Here is an 18789-nt window from a genome sequence, read left to right as displayed (position 1 = left end):
GGTCAGGACCTTCTGAGGTCAGGGCCTTCTGAGGTCAGGGCCTTCTGAGGTCAGGGCCTTCTGAGGTTCTTGTCGATGAAGGCCAGGAGTTCGTCGGCGGTGGTGGCCTCGGCCAGACCGCCGTCCTCCCCCGCCGGGGCCGGGGAGCCCTTCGGTACCGCCTCGACCGGGTCCGGTCCGGCGGACCGGGGGCCGGTGACGTCCGCCAGGGAGGCCGACAGGTGACCGGCCAGGCGGGCGGGCGTGGGGTGGTCGAAGACCAGCGTGGCGGGCAGGTGCAGGCCGGTCAGTTCACCGAGGCGGTTCCGGAGTTCCACCGCCGTGAGGGAGTCGAAGCCCAGGTCGAGCAGCCGGTCGTGGGCGTCCACGCCCGCGGGGGACGGCCTGCCGAGGACCCTGGCCACTTCACGGCGTACCAGGGTGAGCAGCACGTCCTCGCGCTGCTCGGGGCCGGTGTCCCGCAACCGCTCACGCCACGGCGCGGTCTCCGGAGCCCGCCCGGCCGGGGACGGGGGCCGGCTCTCGGCGGCCGGCGCCTGGCCTTCGGCGGCCGGTGACGGGTCGGGGACCAGTGCGCGCAGGACCGGGGCGAGCGTCGCCTCCCGGGCCCGCTCGCGCAGGACGGCGGTGTCCAGGCGGACCGGGACGAGGACCGCCGCGTCCCGCCCGAGGGCGGTGTCGAACAGGGCGAGGGCCTCCGCGGGTTCGAAGGCGGTGACGCCCGTCCTGGCCAGCCGGGCCCGGTCGGCGGTGCCGAGTCCGCCCGCCATGCCCTCCTCGCCTCCCCACCAGCCCCAGGCCAGCGCCGTGCCGGGCAGGCCCTGGGTGCGGCGGAGCGTGGCGAGGGCGTCGAGGAAGGCGTTGGCGGCCGCGTAGTTGCCCTGTCCGGCGGCGCCCAGGACACCCGCGACGGACGAGAAGAGCACGAACGCGCTCAGCTCCCGGTCCGCGGTCAGCTCGTGCAGGTGCCAGGCCGCGTCGGCCTTCGCCCGCAGAACCCGGTCGACCCGCTCGGGCGTCAGCGACTCCAGCACCCCGTCGTCCAGCACCGCGGCGCAGTGCACCACGCCGGTGAGGGGCCGGTCGGCCGGCACGGAGTCGAGGAGCCGGGCGAGGGCGCCCCGGTCGGACACATCACAGGCGGCGACCCGCACCTGGGCCCCCGACTCGGCCAACTCGCCGACCAGCCGCGACACCCCCGGCGCCGCCTGCCCGCGCCGCCCGACGAGCAGCAGATGCCGTACACCGTGCGCGGAGACGAGATGACGAGCGACCAGGGCACCCAGCCCCCCGGTACCGCCGGTGACCAGGACGGTGCCGGAGGGGTCGAACACCGGGGCGGGCACGACGGAACCGCCCGCCGCGGGGACGGACCTGGGCGAAGCGGGGGCAGGGCCGGCCGGCGCGGGGACGGACCCGGCCGACGCGGGGACAGCCTCAGCCGATGCCGAGTCGGGACCGGTCGACGCGGGAACGGACCCGGCCGACGCCGAAGCAGGATCGGCCGACACAGGCACAGACCCGGCCGACCCCGCGGCAGGCCCAGCCGACGCAGGCGCCGACCCAACCGACGCGGGAACGGACCCAGCCGACGCGGAGGCAGCCTCAGCCGATGCCGAGTCGGGACCGGTCGACGCGGGAACGGACCCGGCCGACGCCGAAGCAGGATCGGCCGACGCAGACACAGACCCGGCCGACCCCGCGGCAGGCCCAGCCGACGCAGGCGCCGACCCAGCCGACGCGGAGGCAGGCTCATCCGACCCCGAGGCAGACCCGGCCGACGCAGGCACAGACCCGGCCGGCCCCGATGCAGGAGCGGCCGGTGCAGCGGGGGGAGCGGTTGGTGCGGGGGTGGGTTCGGTTGGTGTCGGGGTGAGGCGGGGGGTGGTGAGGGTGCCTGTGCGCAGGGTGGGTTCGGTTGGTGTCGGGGTGAGGCGGGGGGTGGTGAGGGTGCCTGTGCGCAGGGCTATCTGGTGTTCGCCGGTTCGGACGGCCCCGGGGAGTACGGCGACCGAGACGGGGTGCCGGTCCGTGTCCGCGAGGACGATGCGGCCGGGGTGTTCGCTCTGTGCCGAGCGGACGAGTCCCCACACCGCCGCGGCCGCCGGGTCGGGTGCCGTGTCGCCGGGCGCGACGGTGACCGCGCCGCGGGTCAGCAGTACCAGGCGGGTGGCGGCGAGGCGTGGCTCGGCCGACCAGCGGCGCAGCAGGCCGACGGTCGCGTTCAGCGCGGTGCGGGTGCGTGTGGTGACGGCGTTGTCCGGGGCGCCGGCAACCATCGGCGCGAGGAGCAGGTCCGGGGCGGCCGTGCCGCGGTCGAGCGCCGCGAGCAGGGTGTCGAGGTCGGCGTACCGTACGGCGCCCGGTACGGCGTCGAGGCCGTCCGTCGGGTCGGTGCCCAGCAGGGCCGTGCTCGTGCCCGCCGGGGGCGGGCCGAGGGGCACGGGCGGCCACCGCAGTTCGTAGAGGGACGGCTCCGGTGCGGGCGGTGCGGCCGGGCGCAGCAGCAGGGAGCCGATGGTGCCGACAGGCTCTCCGGCGGCGTCCGCGAGGTGGAGCGTGAGGGTGTCGCCGCGTGCCGTGAGCCGTACCCGCAACCGGTCCGCGCCGTCGGTGTGCAGCGCCACGTCGCTCCAGGCGAACGGCAGGCGCGGGACGGGGGCGGCGGTGCCGCGCGGCGCGAGCAGGGCCGCGGCGTGCAGGGCCGCGTCCAGCAGGGCGGGGTGGAGGCCGAACAGCGCGGCGTCCTGGGCGGCCTCCTCCGGCAGCGCCACCTCGGCGAGGACGTCGCCGTCGTGGAGCCAGGCCGCGCGCAGTCCGCGGAAGGGGTCGCCGTACTCCACCCCGGTCGCGGACAGTTCGTCGTACAGGCCCTCGACCGGTACCGGTACCGAGCCGGGCGGGGGCCAGGCGCCGGTGGGCGGCCGGTTCCCCGCGGCCGCGGGCCGGGTCAGCAGGCCGGTGGCGTGCAGGGTCCACGGCTCCTGGGGCGCGCCGGCGCGGCGGGCGTGCACCGTGAGCCGGCGCCGGCCGTCGCCGTCGTCCCCGCTCACCCGCACCCTCAGGTGCACGGCTCCGTGGCCGGGCAGCGCCAGGGGGGTGTGCAGGGTCAGGTCGGCCAGGTGGCCGCGGCCGAGCCGGGCTCCGGCGTGGCGGGCCAGTTCCACGAAGGCGGCGCCGGGCAGCAGGATCTCGCCGCGCACCCGGTGACCGGCCAGCCAGGGGTGTGTGTCGGCCGACAGCGCGCCGGTGAGCACCAGTTCGTCGGTGTCCGGGAGTTCCACGCAGGCGCCCAGCAGAGGGTGGTCCGGGGCGTCCAGTCCGGAGTTCGCCAGGCCGGGACCGGACGGCTCCGGCGTCGCGGGCAGCCAGAACCGCTCCGGCCGGAAGGCGTACGTCGGCAGGTCCACGCGTCGGGCGCCGGTCCCGGTGAAGTACGCCTCCCAGTCGACCGCGACCCCGCGGACGTACAGCCGGCCCAGGGCGTCGGCCAGGGTCTCCGTCTCGGGCCGGTCGCGGCGCAGCGCGGCGACGGCCGCCACGGCCGGGTCCCCGGCGCCCGCGGCAAGGCCGGCGAGCGAGCCGTCGGGCCCGACGTCCAGCAGGGTCCGCGCGCCGTCCCGCACCAGTCGCCGTACCGCGTCGTGGAAGCGGACGGGCAGGCGTGCCTGTTCGGTCCAGTACGACGGTGAGGTCAGCTCCTCGGCCGTCGCCGGAAGCCCGGTGACGGTGGAGACGAGGGGGATCCGCGGCGGGTGGAAGGTGAGGCCCTTCGCCACGGCGTGCAGGTCGGCGAGCATCGGCTCCATCTCGGGCGAGTGGAAGGCGTGGCTGACCCGCAGCCGGGTGACCCGGTGCCCGCGGTCGTCCAGCCGCTCCGCGACCGCGAGGACCTCCTCGGTCCGCCCCGACAGCACCACCGCGGCCGGGCCGTTGACGGCCGCGATCGCGACGTGCTCGGTGAGCAGCGGCAGGACCTCCGCCTCGGGGGCGCCCACCGCGACCATCGCCCCGCCCGGCGGCAGGGACTGCATGAGCCGGCCCCGGGCGGCCACCAGAGCGGCCGCGTCGGGCAGGCTCAGCACACCGGCGACGTGGGCGGCGGCCAGTTCGCCGACGGAGTGCCCGGCCAGCACGTCCGGGCGGACGCCCCAGTGGTCGAGCAGCCGGAAGAGGGCCACCTCGACCGCGAACAGGGCCGGCTGGGTGTACTCGGTGGTGTCGAGCAGCGCCGACTCCTCCGTGTCGTCCTCGGCGTCGACGACCTCGCGCAGCGGCCGCGCGAGGTGGCGGTCCAGCTCCGCGCAGACCGCGTCGAACGCCTCGGCGAAGACGGGGTACCGGGTGCGCAGCCGACGGCCCATGCCGAGGCGCTGGCTGCCCTGTCCCGCGAACAGGAAGGCCAGTCCGCCGCCGGTGGTACGGCCCTGTGCCTGTCCGGGTGCGGTGTCCCCGGAGCACAGCTCGTCCAGCCGGTCCAGGAAGTCCTCGCGGCCGGCGCCGACGAGTGCCGCGCGGTACTCGAAGGCGGTACGGCCGGTGGCCAGCGAGTAGCCGACGTCGACCGGGCGCAGGTCCGGGCGCTCGGCCAGGCGCTGCCGCAGCCGCTCGGCCTGGGCGCGCAGCCCCTCGGCGTCGCGGGCCGACAGCAGCCAGGGCACGGCCTCGCTGGCGACCGGCTGCGGGGGCTGCGGGCGGCGGGCGGCGGCCGGTTCCGCCGGGGCCTGTTCGAGGATGACGTGGGCGTTGGTGCCGCTGATGCCGAAGGAGGAGACACCGGCCCGGCGCGGCCTGCCCGTCGCCGGCCAGGGCACGCTCTCGTCCAGCAGCCGCACCGCGCCGGAGGACCAGTCGACGTGCGGTGTCGGCTCGTCGAGGTGCAGGGTCCTGGGCAGTGCGCCGTGCCGCATGGCCATCACCATCTTGATGACGCCGGCGACGCCCGCGGCGGCCTGGGTGTGGCCGAGGTTGGACTTGACCGACCCGAGGAGCAGCGGCTGCTCCGGCGGGCGGCCCTCGCCGTAGACCGCGAGGAGGGCTTCCGCCTCGATCGGGTCGCCCAGCGAGGTGCCGGTGCCGTGCGCCTCGACGGCGTCCACGTCGGCGGCGGTCAGCCCGGCGGCGTCGAGCGCCTGGCGGATCACCCGCTCCTGGGAGGGGCCGTTGGGCGCGGTCAGGCCGTTGCTGGCGCCGTCCTGGTTGACGGCGGTGCCGCGGACCACGGCGAGCACGGGGTGTCCGTGGGCGCGGGCGTCCGACAGCCGTTCCAGGAGGAGGACACCGACGCCCTCGCCCCAGCCGGTGCCGTCGGCCGCCGCGGCGAACGGCTTGCAGCGCCCGTCGGCAGCGAGCCCGCGCTGGCGGGAGAACTCGATGAAGGGCGTGGGGGTCGACATCACCGTCACGCCCCCGGCCAGCGCCAGGTCGCTCTCGCCCGACCGCAGGGACTGCACCGCCAGGTGCAGCGCGACCAGCGAGGAGGAGCAGGCCGTGTCGACCGACACGGCGGGTCCTTCGAGGCCCAGGGTGTACGCCACCCGGCCGGACGCCACGCTGCCCGCCGTACCGGAGCTGAGGTACCCGGCGACCTCCTCGGGCACGCGGCGCGTCCAGGAGCCGTAGTCGTGGTACATCACCCCGGCGAAGACCCCGCTCCGGGTGCCGCGCAGGGTGGCCGGGTCGATGCCGGCCCGTTCCACGGCCTCCCAGCCGGCCTGTAGCAGCAGCCGCTGCTGCGGGTCCATGGCGAGGGCCTCGCGCGGGTTGATGCCGAAGAAGTCGGCGTCGAAGTCGGCGGCACCGCGCAGGAACGCGCCCCGGCGGGTGTAGCTCCGGCCCGGGCGGCCGGGCTCGGGGTCGTACAGCTCCTCCAGGTTCCAGCCGCGGTCGTCCGGCATGTCGCCGACGGTGTCGGCTCCGGCGGCCACCAGCGCCCACAGGGCGTCGGGCGTGGTGATGTCGCCGGTGTCGGGGGTGCCGGGGTAGCGGCAGGCCATGGAGACGATCGCGATCGGCTCGTCGTCGGCGGCCCGGGTGGGCTGCCGTACCGGGCCGGGTTCGGGGGCGTCGGAGCCGAGGAGTTCGGCTGCCAGCCAGCCGGCCAGCTCGCCCGGTGTGGGCTGGTCGAACACCAGCCCGGCGGGGAGGGTGAGCCCGGTCAGCGCGGCCAGCCTGTTGCGCAGTTCGAGCCCGGTGAGGGAGTCCATCCCCAGGTCGGCGAAGGCCCGCGTGTCGTGCGTCTCGTCCATCGGGTCCAGGCCCAGCACGGCGGCGGACTCCTCGCGCACCAGGCCGGCCAGGACGCGCAGGCGCTCGGTCTCGGTCATGGCGCGCACCCGCTCGGCGAGCGCGCCGGCCGGGGCGGCCGTACGCCGGGAGCGCCGCGGGCGCCGGGCCGCGGCGGGGCGCGGCAGGTCGCGCAGCGGTGCCGGCAGCGGGCCGGCCGCGGCTTCCCCGGAGCCGCGGTCCAGGTTCACCGGTACCAGGGCGGGCTCGTCGGCGGCCAGGGCCGCGTCGAGGAGCGCGAGCCCGTCCTCGGTCGTCAGCGGCCGGACCCCGGTCCGTGCGAGGCGCCGCAGATCGGTCGCGTCGAGTCCCGCGGTCAGCCCGCTGCGCTCCGCCCACAGCCCCCAGGCCAGCGAGGTGGCGGGCAGACCCTCGGCCCGGCGGTGTGCGGCGAGGGCGTCGAGGAAGGCGTTGGCCGCCGCGTAGTTGCCCTGGCCGGCCGAGCCGAGCACCCCGGCGGCGGAGGAGAACAGCACGAAGGCGGACAGGTCGAGGCTGCGGGTCAGCTCGTGCAGGCGCCAGGCCGCGTCGGCCTTCGGGCGCAGCACGCGGTGCAGGCGGTCGGGCGTCAGCGAGGCGACCGGGCCGTCGTCCAGCACGCCGGCGGCGTGGACCACGGCCGTCAGCGGATGCCCGGCCGGGAGCGCCGACCAGAGCGCCGCCAGGGCGTCGCCGTCGGCCAGGTCGCAGGCGGCCACGGTCACCCGGGCGCCGTGCCCGGTCAGTTCGGCCCGCAGTTCCTCGGCGCCGGGGGCGTTCTCACCGCTCCGGCTGACCAGCAGCAGGTGGCGTACGCCGTGCTCGGTCACCAGGTGGCGGGCGACGAGACGGCCCAGCAGGCCCGTGCCGCCGGTGACGAGGACGGTGCCGCGCGGGTCGAACACCGGGGCGGCCGGCCGCGCCGGGGCGGTGTGCCGGACCAGGCGGGGCACGTGCAGGGTGCCGTTGCGCAGGGCCAGTTGGGGCTCGTCACCGGCCACCGCGGACGCCAGCACGCGCGCCGAGGCCTCGGTGCCGTCCACGTCGGCGAGGACGAAGCGCCCCGGGTGCTCGGTCTGCGCGGAGCGCAGCAGCCCCCAGGCGGCGGCCCCGGCGGGGTCGGCCGGCTCGGCCGCGGACACCGCCACGGCCGACCGGGTCACCAGCACCAGCCGCGCACCGGCCAGCCGGTCGTCGGCAAGCCAGTCCTGAACGAACGAGAGGGCCCGCACGACCGTCTTGGCCGCAGCGCCGGGGAGCGGCTCGGTGGGGGTGGCGTCCGGGGCGACGGCGGGGAGCGCCTCGCCGGGGACGGCGTCCGGGGCGATACCGGGGGGCGCCTCGGCGGGGACGGCGTCCCGGGCGACGCCGGGGAGCGCCTCGCCGGGGACCGCGTCCGGGGCAACGCCGGGGAGCGTCTCGGCGCGGGAGTCGTCCGGCCCGACGCCGGCAAGCCCCTCGGCACCGGCGCCATCCGGCCGCACGTCGGCGAGCGCCTCGGCGCGGGAGGCGTCCGACGCGACACCGGAAACCGCCTCGGCGCGGGAAGCGTCCGACGCGACACCGGAAACCGCCTCGGCGCGGGAGGCATCCGGCGCGACGCCGGGGAGCCCCTCGGCACCGGCGCCGTCCAGCCCCACGCCGGCGAGCCCCTCGGCACCGGCGCCGTCCAGCCGCACGTCGGCGACGACGAGGTCTGGGATCGGTTCGCCGGCGTCGATCGCGGCGCGGAGGGCGGTGAGGTCGGGGTAGCGGCGTAGCGGCGCGCCGGTGGCCGGGGCGGTGAGGAGCGGGGCGGCGTCCGGGGTGATCAGCACCGGGCGGGGTACGGCGTCCCCGTCGGGCGTGGGGGCGAGGGTGGCGGTCGGCCAGTCCAGGCGGTACAGCGCCGTCGCGCCGGCGGGCCGGCCGGTCGTCAGGTCGGCGGGTACGGGGCGCAGGACGACGGAGCCGATGGCCGCCGCACGGCGCCCCTCCTCGTCGTACGCGGTCAGCGCGGCCCGCGCCGGTCCGGTCATCGCCAGCCGTACCCGCAGGGCGGCGGGTCCGTGGGTCGTGACGGACACGCCCTGCCAGGCGAAGGGCAGTACGGCGGGGGCGTCGTCCGGGTCGCCGGCCGCGAGCCCGATGGTGTGCAGGGCGGCGTCGAGCAGGGCGGGGTGCAGCCCGTAGCGGTCGGCCTCGGCCGCTTCGGTGTCGGCCAGGGCCACCTCGGCGAGGATGTCGTCGCCGTGCCGCCAGGCCCGGACCAGGCCCTGGAACGCGGGGCCGTAGCCGTAGCCGCGGCGGGCCAGCCGCTCGTAGAGGTCCCCGACGTCGACGGGGGACGCGCCGGGCGGCGGCCACGCCCCGAGGTCCGGGGTGTCGTCGTGGGTGTCCGTGGCGGTGCCGAGCAGGCCGTCGGCGTGCTGGATCCAGGGCTGGTCCGGGTCCGCGTCCTCGGGCCGGGAGAAGATCCGCACGGGGCGGCGGCCCGCTTCGTCGGGTGTCCCGACGGACACCTGGAGCGCGATGCCGGCGGTGGGCGGGGCGAGGAGCGGGGCGGTCAGGCTGAGTTCGTCCAGGGCTTCGCAGCCGAGGTGGGCGCCGGCGCGCAGCGCCAGTTCGACGAAGGCGGTGCCGGGCAGCAGCACGGTTCCGGCGACCTGGTGGTCCTCCAGCCACGGCTGTGCCCGGTCCAGGAGGCGGCCGGTGAACACGTGCTCGCCGGTGCCCGCCAGGTGGACGACGGAGGAGAGCAGCGGGTGGTCCAGCGGCCGGCCCGCGCCGGGCGCGGCCGGGGCGACGGGGGCGTCCAGCCAGTACCGCTTGCGCTGGAAGGGGTAGGTGGGCAGCTCCGCCGGCGGTCCGTCGGCGCGGCCGAGGACCGCCGTCCAGTCCACCTCGCCGCCCCGGGTGAAGTCCGCGGCGGCCTCCGCCACCGGTCCGGGTGCGGGCACGCCGCCCTCGGCGGCCGACGCCACCACACCCTGGGCGCCGGCGGCGACGTCGGCCAGACCCGCGAGGAGGTCTTCGTGGCGGCTGCCGAGGACCACGGCCCGGTGCTCGAACGCCGAGCGGGTGGTGGCGAGGGCGCGGGCGACGGCGAGCGGGTCCACGGTGTCCTGGCTCCGCGTCAGGGCGTGCGTCAGCCGGGCGGCCAGGGCGCGCAGCGCGCCCGGGGTTCGTGCGGAGAGCATCCAGGGGACGGTGTCCGGGCCGCCGGGGGGCGCGGGCGCCGGTGCGTCCGCGGGCCCGGGTTCGGGCTCCTCCAGGATGACGTGGGCGTTGGTGCCGCTCATGCCGAAGGAGGACACGGCCGCCCTGCGCGGTCCGTCCGCGTTCTCCCAGGGGGTGTTCTCGGTCAGCAGCGCCACCGCGCCGGCCGACCAGTCCACCTGCGGCGTCGGTTCGTCCACGTGCAGCGTCCTGGGCAGCAGGCCGTGCCGCATCGCCATCACCATCTTGATGACACCCGCGACACCGGCGGCGGCCTGGGAGTGGCCGATGTTCGACTTCAGGGAGCCGAGCCGGACGGGCTGCGCGGGGTTGCGGCCGCGGCCGTAGGTCGCGAGGATCGCCTGCGCCTCGATGGGGTCGCCGAGGCGGGTGCCGGTGCCGTGGGCCTCGACGGCGTCCACGTCGGCGGCGGTCAGCCCGGCTCCGGTGAGGGCCTGGCGGATCACCCGTTCCTGGGAGGGGCCGTTGGGTGCGGTCAGTCCGTTGCTCGCGCCGTCCTGGTTGATCGCGGAGCCGCGGACCACGGCGAGCACCCGGTGCCCGTTGCGCCGGGCGTCCGACAGCCGTTCCAGCACCACCACGCCGACGCCCTCGGCCCACCCGGTGCCGTCGGCGGCGGCCGCGAACGCCTTGCAGCGCCCGTCCGGCGACAGCCCCCGCTGCCGGGAGAACTCCAGGAACACACCCGGGCCGGACATGACCGTGACACCGCCCGCCAGGGCGAGCGAGCACTCCCCCTGGCGCAGCGCCTGCGCGGCCAGGTGGAGCGCGACCAGCGAGGACGAGCACGCCGTGTCGACGGACACCGCGGGGCCTTCGAGGCCCAGCGTGTAGGCGACCCGGCCCGAGATCACGCTGGCGGCGCCGCCGGTGAGGGCGTAGCCGTCCGCGCCGCCGGCCGGGTCGGCCAGGCGCGGGCCGTACTCGCCGGCGGACGCGCCGACGTAGACGCCGGTGTCCGTGCCGCGCAGGGCGGCGGGGTCGATACCGGCCCGCTCGACGGCCTCCCAGCTGGTCTCCAGCAGCAGGCGCTGCTGCGGGTCCGTGGCGAGCGCCTCGCGGGGGCTGATGCCGAAGAACTCGGCGTCGAAGTCGGCGGCGTCGTACAGGAATCCACCGCTGCGGGTGTACGTCGTGCCGGGCCGGCCCGGTTCCGGATGGAAGAGCCGGTCCAGGTCCCAGCCGCGGTCGCGCGGCATCCCGCCGATCGCGTCGCCTCCGGACGCGACCAGCTCCCACAGCTCCTCGGGCGAGGTCACCGCGCCCGGGTACCGGCAGGCCATGCCGACGATGGCGATCGGCTCGGCGGGGTCTGCCGTGCGCGGGGCGTCCGGGCGCGCGGAGCGCTCCGGGGCGGTGCCGTCCTCGCCGGTGAGGAGGCCGAGGACGAACCGGGTGACGGCCTTGGGCGTGGGGTGGTCGAAGACGAGGGTCGTCGGCAGCCTCAGCCCGGTGGCGGCGCCCAGCCGGTTGCGCAGGTCCACCGCCGTGAGGGAGGTCAGGCCGAGTTCGTGGAAGGTGCGCCGGTCCCGGATCCGCTGCGTGGAGTCGAAGCCGAGCACGGCGGCCACGGTCCGGCGGACGACGGCGGCCACCTCCTCCTCGCGCTCCGCCGCACCGAGACCGGTCAGCCGCCGTGCCAGGTCGGCGGCGGAGGGCTGGGGGGCGGCGGCCGCCCGGCGGGCCTCGGGGAGCGTGTCGAACAGGGGGCGCGGACGGGCGGCCGCGGCGGCGGGCAGGAAGGTGTCCCAGTCGACCCGCGCCACGGTGACGCAGACGTCCTGGCCCGCGAGGGCCCGGCCCAGCGCGGCGAGGCCCTCCTCCGGGCGGATCCGCCCCAGACCGATCCGCGCGAACTCCTGTGCCACGGCCCTGCCGTCCGCCATTCCGGCACCGTCCCAGGCACCCCAGGCGAGGGAGGTGGCGGGCAGGCCCTCGGCTCGCCGCTGTTCGGCGAGGGCGTCGAGGAAGGCGTTGCCGGGCGCGTATCCGCCCTGTCCGGGCAGGCCCCAGGTCGCGGCCACGGAGGAGAAGACGACGAACGCGGCCAGGTCCCGGTCCCGGGTCAGCTCGTCCAGGTTGCGGGCCGCCGTCGCCTTGGCGGCGAGCGCCCGCTCCAGCTGGGCCGGCGTCAGGGTGTCGAGCAGGGCGTCGTCGAGCTGCCCGGCCGCGTGCACCACGGTGCTGAGCGGCAGGTCCGCCGGTATCGCCTCGAGTACGGCGCCGAGGGCGTCACGGTCGGCGGCGTCGCACGCGGCGAACGTGACACGCGCGCCGAGCGCTTCGAGGTCGGTGCGCAACTCCCCGGCGCCCGGCGCCCGTTCACCGCTGCGGCTCACCAGCAGCAGGTGCTCCGCGCCGGCCGCGGCCAGCCACCGCGCGACCTGCCCGCCCAGCGCGCCCGTGCCGCCGGTGATCAGGGCCGTGCCGCGGGTCCGCCAGGGTCGGCGGGCGGCGGCCCGGGCCGGCGCGTGCTCCAGGCGGCGGGCCAGCACGCCGTGCGGCCGTATCGCCAGCTGGTCCTCTTCGCCCGCCGCGCCGGCGAGCACGCCGGCCAGGTGCTCGGCCGCGGCGTCGTCGGGGTGCTCGGGCAGGTCGAGGAGACCGCCCCACCGCTCGGGATGCTCCAGCGCGGCGATCCGCCCCATTCCCCACAGCTGGGCCTGCTCGGCGTCGCGCACCGGATCGTCGGGGCCGGTACCGACGGCTCCGGTGGTGGCACACCAGAGAGGGGCGGCCACCTCCAGATCACCGAGCGCCTGGATGAGGGCGAGGAGGGAGCCCAGCCCGGCCGGCACATGCGGGTGCCCGCCGGAACGTCCGGCCGCGAGCCCCGGCAGGAACAGAATCCCGGCCGGCCGTCCCGCCTCCAGGTGGGGCCGCAGCAGCTCCCCGACGACTGTCCGGTCGGCGTCCGGGGCCAGGTGGACCCGTCGTACGTCGGCCCCGTGCGCGGTGAGGACCCGCACCGCCGCCTCGCCCCACGGGCCGGGCGGGGGACCGTCGGGCAGAACCACGAGCCAGCTCCCACTGACCGCGGCAACCGGCCCGGGCCCGACCCGCCGCCACCCGACCCGATACCGCAGCCCGTCCACCCCGGCATCGGCCTCCCGCCGGCCGTACCAACGGGACAGCAGGGGGAGGGCGGCGGTCAGCGCGGCTACGGCGGGGGCGCTGGGATCGGCGGGGGCGCCGGCTTCGGCAGACGTGCCGGAGGCGCCCGGCGTGCCGGTTTCGGCAGACGTGCCGGAGGCGCCCGGCGTGCCGGTTTCGGCAGGCGTGTCGGAGGCGCCCGGCGTGCCGAGGGCGCTGGACGTGGCGGGGGCACCCGGCGTACCGACGCCACCCGACGTACCGACGCCACCCGACGTACCCAAGCCACCGAACCCGCCAAGGTCGTCCGCTGTGCCCGCATCGTGGAGGCCGAGTTCCTCCGCGAGTGTCTGGAGGTCGCCCTGCTGCACGGCTGCCCAGAACCGCTGTTCGCTCTCGTCCGGCGTGGGGCCGGCGGTGCGTGGCCCGGGTGTGTCGAGCCAGTGCCGCTCCTTGCGGAAGGGGTAGACGGGCAGCTCGACACGGCGCGCGCCGCTGCCGGCGAAGAGGACGTCCCAGTCCACGCCGACGCCCTGGACGACGTCCTCGGCGGCGGACGCCACCAGCCCGGCTACGGCACCGGCGCCCTCGTCCGCCCCCGGCGCCACCACGCCCCGGGCGCCGCCGGCCACCGCGGCCAGGCCCGCGAGGAGGTCCTCGCGGCGGCTGCCCAGGACCACGGCCCGGTGCTCGAACAGGGACCGGGCGGTGGCCAGTGTGTACGCGACGTCCATCAGGCGCGGCGGGTGATCGGCCGTCAGGTGCCGGGAGATCCGCAGGGCCAGCTCGCGCAGCGCGTCGGGGTGCTTCGCCGACAGCACCAGCGGCGGCATGCGCAGGGCATCCACCGGCTCCGCGAGCCCGCTGGAGACCGGCTCCGGTTCGCGCTCCGCCTCCTCGAGGATCACGTGCGCGTTGGTGCCGCTGATGCCGAAGGAGGACACAGCCGCCCGCCGCGGGCCGTCCGCCTTCTCCCAGGGGGTGTTCTCGGTCAGCAGCGCCACCGCGCCGGCCGACCAGTCCACCTGCGGCGTCGGTTCGTCCACGTGCAGCGTCCTGGGCAGCAGGCCGTGCCGCATCGCCATCACCATCTTGATGACACCGGCGACGCCCGCGGCGGCCTGCGGATGCCCGATGTTCGACTTCACCGAGCCGAGCAGCACGGGCCGGCCGGCCGGGCGTTCCCGGCCGTACGTCGCGAGGATCGCCTCGGCCTCGATGGGGTCGCCGAGCCGGGTGCCGGTGCCGTGCGCCTCGACGGCGTCCACGTCGGCGGCGGTCAGTCCGGCTCCGGCGAGGGCCTGGCGGATCACCCGTTCCTGGGCGGGGCCGCTCGGCGCGGTCAGTCCGTTGCTCGCGCCGTCCTGGTTGATCGCGGAGCCGCGGACCACGGCGAGCACCCGGTGCCCGTTGCGCCGCGCGTCCGACAGCCGCTCCACGAGCAGGACGCCGACGCCCTCGCCCCAGCCGGTGCCGTCGGCGGCGGCCGCGAACGCCTTGCAGCGCCCGTCCGGCGACAGCCCCCGCTGGCGGCTGAACTCCACGAAGGTGCCGGGGTTGGGCATCACGGTCACGCCGCCCGCCACGGCGAGCGAGCACTCCCCCTGGCGCAGCGCCTGCACGGCCAGGTGGAGCGCGACCAGCGAGGACGAGCACGCCGTGTCGACGGACACCGCGGGGCCCTCGAGACCGAAGACGTAGGCCAGCCGTCCGGAGGCCACGCTCCCGGCGGTGCCGGTGAGCAGGTGGCCGTCGGTGCCGTCCCCGGCTTCGTGCAGGCGGGGTCCGTAGTCGGACGCCATGAGGCCCGTGAAGACACCGGTGCGGCTGCCGCGCAGGGCGGCGGGGTCGATCCCGGCCCGCTCGAACGCCTCCCACGCCGTTTCGAGGAGGAGCCGCTGCTGGGGGTCGGTCGCCCGTGCCTCGCGCGGGGACATCCCGAAGAACTCGGCGTCGAACCGGTCGGCGTCGTGCAGGAAGCCGCCGTGCCGGGTGTACGAGGTGCCCGGGTGCGCGGGATCGGGGTCGTAGAGGGCGTCGAGGTCCCAGCCCCGGTTGTCCGGGAACGGGGTGATCGCGTCCCGGCCCTCGGCGACCAGCCGCCACAGGTCGTCGGGGCCCTCGACACCGCCCGGGAACCGGCAGGCCATCCCCACGATGGCCACGGGGTCGTCGGCGGGGACGGGGACCGGCTCGGCGACGGGTGCCACGGCCGGGGCGGTACCGAGCAGTTCGGCGCGGAGGTGGGCGGCCAGGGCGTGCGGGGTGGGGTGGGCGAAGACGGCGGTGGCGGGCAGGCGCAGGCCGGTGGCGGCGCTCAGGCGGTTGCGCAGGTCGACCGCGGCGACGGAGTCGAAGCCGAGCGCCTTGAAGTCCTGCCGGGTGTCGACCGATGCGGCGGCGTCGTGGCCCAGCACGGCGGCGGTCTCTTCCTGGACCAGCCCCAGCAGCAGGGCCTCCCGCTCCGGCTCGGCCGCCGCGGCCAGCCGCTGCGCCAGCGACGGCCGGGAGCCGGCGAACGGCGCCTCGGTCGCCGTGTCGGTCGCCGTGTCGGTCGCCGTGTGGGTCGCCGGGTCCGCGGCCGCCTCGCCGGGCAGCCAGTACACCCGCCGCTGGAACCCGTACGTCGGCAGGTCCACCGTCCGGGCTCCGCCGAACACCGGCGTCCAGTCCACGGTCGCCCCGGCCACGTGGGCCTGGGCGAACGAGGTCAGCAGCCGAGCGAGGTCGCCCTGGTCGCGGCGGAGGGTGCCGACGGCCACCGCCGGGTCGTCCGGGGTGGTGGTCAGGTCGATGGTCTCCTGGACGCCCACGGCGAGCACGGGGTGCGGGCTGGACTCCACGAACAGCCGGTGCCCGTCCGCGAGGAGTGCGCGGACGGTCTCCTCGAACCGGACGGTCCGGCGCAGGTTGCGGTACCAGTACTCGGCCCCGAGCTGCGTGGTGTCCGCCACGCGGGCCGCGGTCACGGTGGAGTAGAACGCGGTGTCGGCGGCGGGCCGCGGGGTGATGTCGGCGAGGGCGTCGAGGAGTTCCTCCCGTACGGCCTCGACGCCCGGGGAGTGGGAGGCGTAGTCGACGTCGATGCGCCGTGCCCGTACGCCCTCCGCCTGGTAGGCGGCCAGCAGCTGGTCGAGTACGGCGCTCTCGCCCGCCAGTACGGTGGAGGACGGTCCGTTGACGGCGGCGACGGCGAGCCGGTCGCTCCAGGGGGCGATGCGGTCGGCGACCTCGGCGACGGGCAACGGCACGGAGACCATCCCGCCGGTGCCCGCGAGCCGGGCGAGGGCGCGGGAGCGCAGCGCGACGATCTTCGCGGCGTCGCGCAGCGTCAGCACGCCGGCCACCTGGGCGGCGGCGATCTCGCCCTGGGAGTGGCCCACCACCGCGTCGGGCGTCACGCCGTGGGCCCGCCACACCTCCGCGAGGGACACCATGACGGCCCACAGCACGGGCTGCACGACGTCGACCCGCTCCAGCGACGGCGCGCCGGGTTCCTCCCGCAGCACCTCGGTCAGGGACCAGTCGACGAACGGGGACAGGGCCTGTTCGCACTCCGCGATCCGCCGGGCGAAGGGCTCGCTGTCGGTCAGCAGCCGGCGTCCCATCGCCGCCCACTGGGAGCCCTGGCCGGGGAAGACCAGGACGGTCCGGCCGTGGGCGGCGGGACCGGTGGAGACGACGGTGTTCCTGGCCGACCGGCCTTCGCGTACGGCGGTGAGTCCCGCGAGGAGTTCCTCGGCGCCGGTGCCCACGACCACCGCGCGGTGCTCGAACGACGACCGGGTGGTGACCAGGGAGTGGCCCACGTCGGCCGGGTCGAGGCCGGGCCGGTCCGTCACGAAGCGGGCGAGACGCGCGGCCTGTTCGCGCAGCGCCTCGCTGGTGCGCGCCGACAGGACCCAGGGCACGGGGACCGCCGCGCGCGGGCCGGGCGTGGGCTCCGGTTCGGGGCGGGCGGCGGACGGGGCCTCGGCGAGCACCACATGGCAGTTGCTGCCGCCGACGCCGAAGGAGCTGACGCCCGCCACGAGGTCGCGTCGCTCGTCCGGCCACGGTGTCAGCTCGGTCTGGACGCGCAGGTTCAGCTCGTCCAGCGGGATGCGGGGGTTCGGGGTCTCGTGGTGGAGGGTCGGCGGCAGCTGCCGGTGTTTCAGGCTGAGGGCCACCTTGACCAGCCCGGCGATGCCCGCGGCGCCTTCCAGGTGGCCGATGTTGGTCTTGACGGACCCGACCCGCAGCGCGGGTGTGTCCGCGGTGCGGGCCCGGCCCAGGGCCGCTCCGAGCGCGGCGGCCTCGACCGGGTCGCCGACGGGTGTGCCCGTGCCGTGCAGTTCGACGTACTGGATGTCGTCGGGGTGGGTGCCGGCGCGTGCGTGGGCCTGCCGGATGACCTCTTCCTGGGCGCGGGGGTCGGGGGCGGTCAGGCTGTCGCCGCCGCCGTCGTTGTTGGTCGCGCTGCCGCGGATCACGCACACGACCGGGTCGCCGTCGGCGAGGGCCCGGTCGAGAAGTTTGAGGACGACGAGGGCGCCGCCCTCGCCGCGTACGTAGCCGTTGGCGCGGGCGTCGAAGGTGCGGACCCGTCCGTCCGGGGACAGGGCGCCCATCGCCTGCGAGGTGGCGGCGCTCTCCGCGGCCAGGGCCAGGTTCACCCCGCCGGCCAGGGCGAGTTCGCTCTCGCCGCGGCGCAGGCTCTCGCAGGCCAGGTGCACGGCGACCAGCGAGGAGGACTGCGCCGAGTCGACCGTCAGGCTCGGCCCGCGCAGGCCCAGGCCGTAGGAGAGGCGGTTGGCGATGATGCCGCGCTGGAGTCCCGTCAGCCAGTGCCGGCCGACGGCGTCGGTGCCCTGCCGGCGTAACAGGGTCGCGTAGTCGTCCCAGATGGCGCCGACGAACACACCGGTGCGGCTGCCCGCGAGGCGCCCGGGGACGATGCGGGCGTCCTCCAGGGCCTCCCAGCCCAGTTCGAGCATCAGCCGCTGCTGGGGGTCCATCGCCAGGGCCTCGCGCGGGCCGATCCCGAAGAAGGCCGCGTCGAACCCGGTGACGGCGGACCAGTCGAGGAAACCCCCGTGCCCGGTACCCCACCGCTCGGGGGGTGTGGGCACGACGGCGTCCACTCCTCCTGTCAGCAGACGCCAGTACGCGTCCGGTGAGGAGGCCCCGGGCAGCCGGCAGGAGACGCCGACGACCGCGATGGGGGTGTCCTCGGCACGGAACGGCCTGGCGTCTGCCGCGGTGTGTCCGCTGTCCATGGGAACGCGACCTTTCGTGTTCTCGGCGGTCAGCCGGTGAGGGACAGGGCGGCCGGCCGGAGGGCCGGTGTGTGGTGCGGGAGGAGGTGCTCGTGGATGCCGGGCGCGGCGGACGACCGGTTGCGCGGAAGGGAGTGCGGCCCCCGTGCGCCTTCCGTGAGCAGCCGCCGGCTCGGCGCGGTGGCGTGTTGCGCGCCGGTGCGGTGGGCGGTGGCGGGCGTGAGCGCCGGGATGACCGGGATGACCGGGATGTCGCAGTCCGCGCCGGCCACGTGGTCGCGCGGCCGCGGGCAGTCCCCCGTGGGGGAGAACATCCGGGTGAGGGGGTGGTCGGCGCCCGTGCGGCACCTGGCGACGCGGTGCCGGATCTCGTGGTCGCACTCCGGCGACCTCGGATGGGGCTCGGGGAAGGCCGCCACACCGGCGCTGGAATTCCCCGGCGTCCTGATCAGGCGGACGAGTTCACGCGCGTGGGTGAAGCTCTCGGGGTGGGGCACCCCGATGACCTGCCGGAGTTCGGTCACCGAGTGCCCGGCTCCGTGGGTCACGGACACGGAGGTCGGGGCGTACGCCTCGATGCGTCGTGTCGTATTTCGTAACGGCCTTGCCGCCGGGGCCGATCCGGACGGTAAGAACGCGAACGGGCAGGACGGTGACACCGAGCGGTCGAAGCCAGATAACTCCCGCTCGAACGTTCCCCGCGCACCGGAACCATGGCCCGACCGCCGTTGCGCCGGGTGGTCCGCCACCGTCTCCGTGGTGACCGGCACGCCGGCGGGAAGACCCTCCGGCGTCGCGACCAGTGCCCGGCCGTGCGACTTCCTCGCGGTCAGCGAGCGGAACCTGTTCAAGGCCGCTCCTCACCGCGGCGTGCGCGTATGCCCACTCCGCTGCCCCCGTTCATCTCGATGATCATAAAAGCGAGTTGGAGCGACTGGCTCTGATTGAGGCATGG

General features: G+C 76.7%; 2 protein-coding genes. Both read right to left on the bottom strand.

All coding sequences use genetic code 11. From position 1 onward, the window contains the following. Nucleotides 1-50 precede the first annotated feature (50 nt). Nucleotides 51-17834, bottom strand: a complete 17784-nt coding sequence (locus tag ACZ4U1_RS11675; protein WP_467902328.1) for an SDR family NAD(P)-dependent oxidoreductase — start codon at nt 17832-17834, stop codon at nt 51-53. A 29-nt stretch (nt 17835-17863) separates the two neighbouring features. Next, nucleotides 17864-18358, bottom strand: coding sequence for a methylenetetrahydrofolate reductase (locus ACZ4U1_RS11670; RefSeq protein WP_467902326.1), 495 nt, complete (start codon nt 18356-18358; stop codon nt 17864-17866). Between the last annotated feature and the right edge of the window lie 431 nt (nt 18359-18789).

The organism is Streptomyces sp. NPDC028928 (assembly GCF_055564915.1).
The sequence above is the reverse complement of the archived record's forward strand: the minus strand, read 5'-3'. Positions and strand labels throughout refer to the sequence as shown.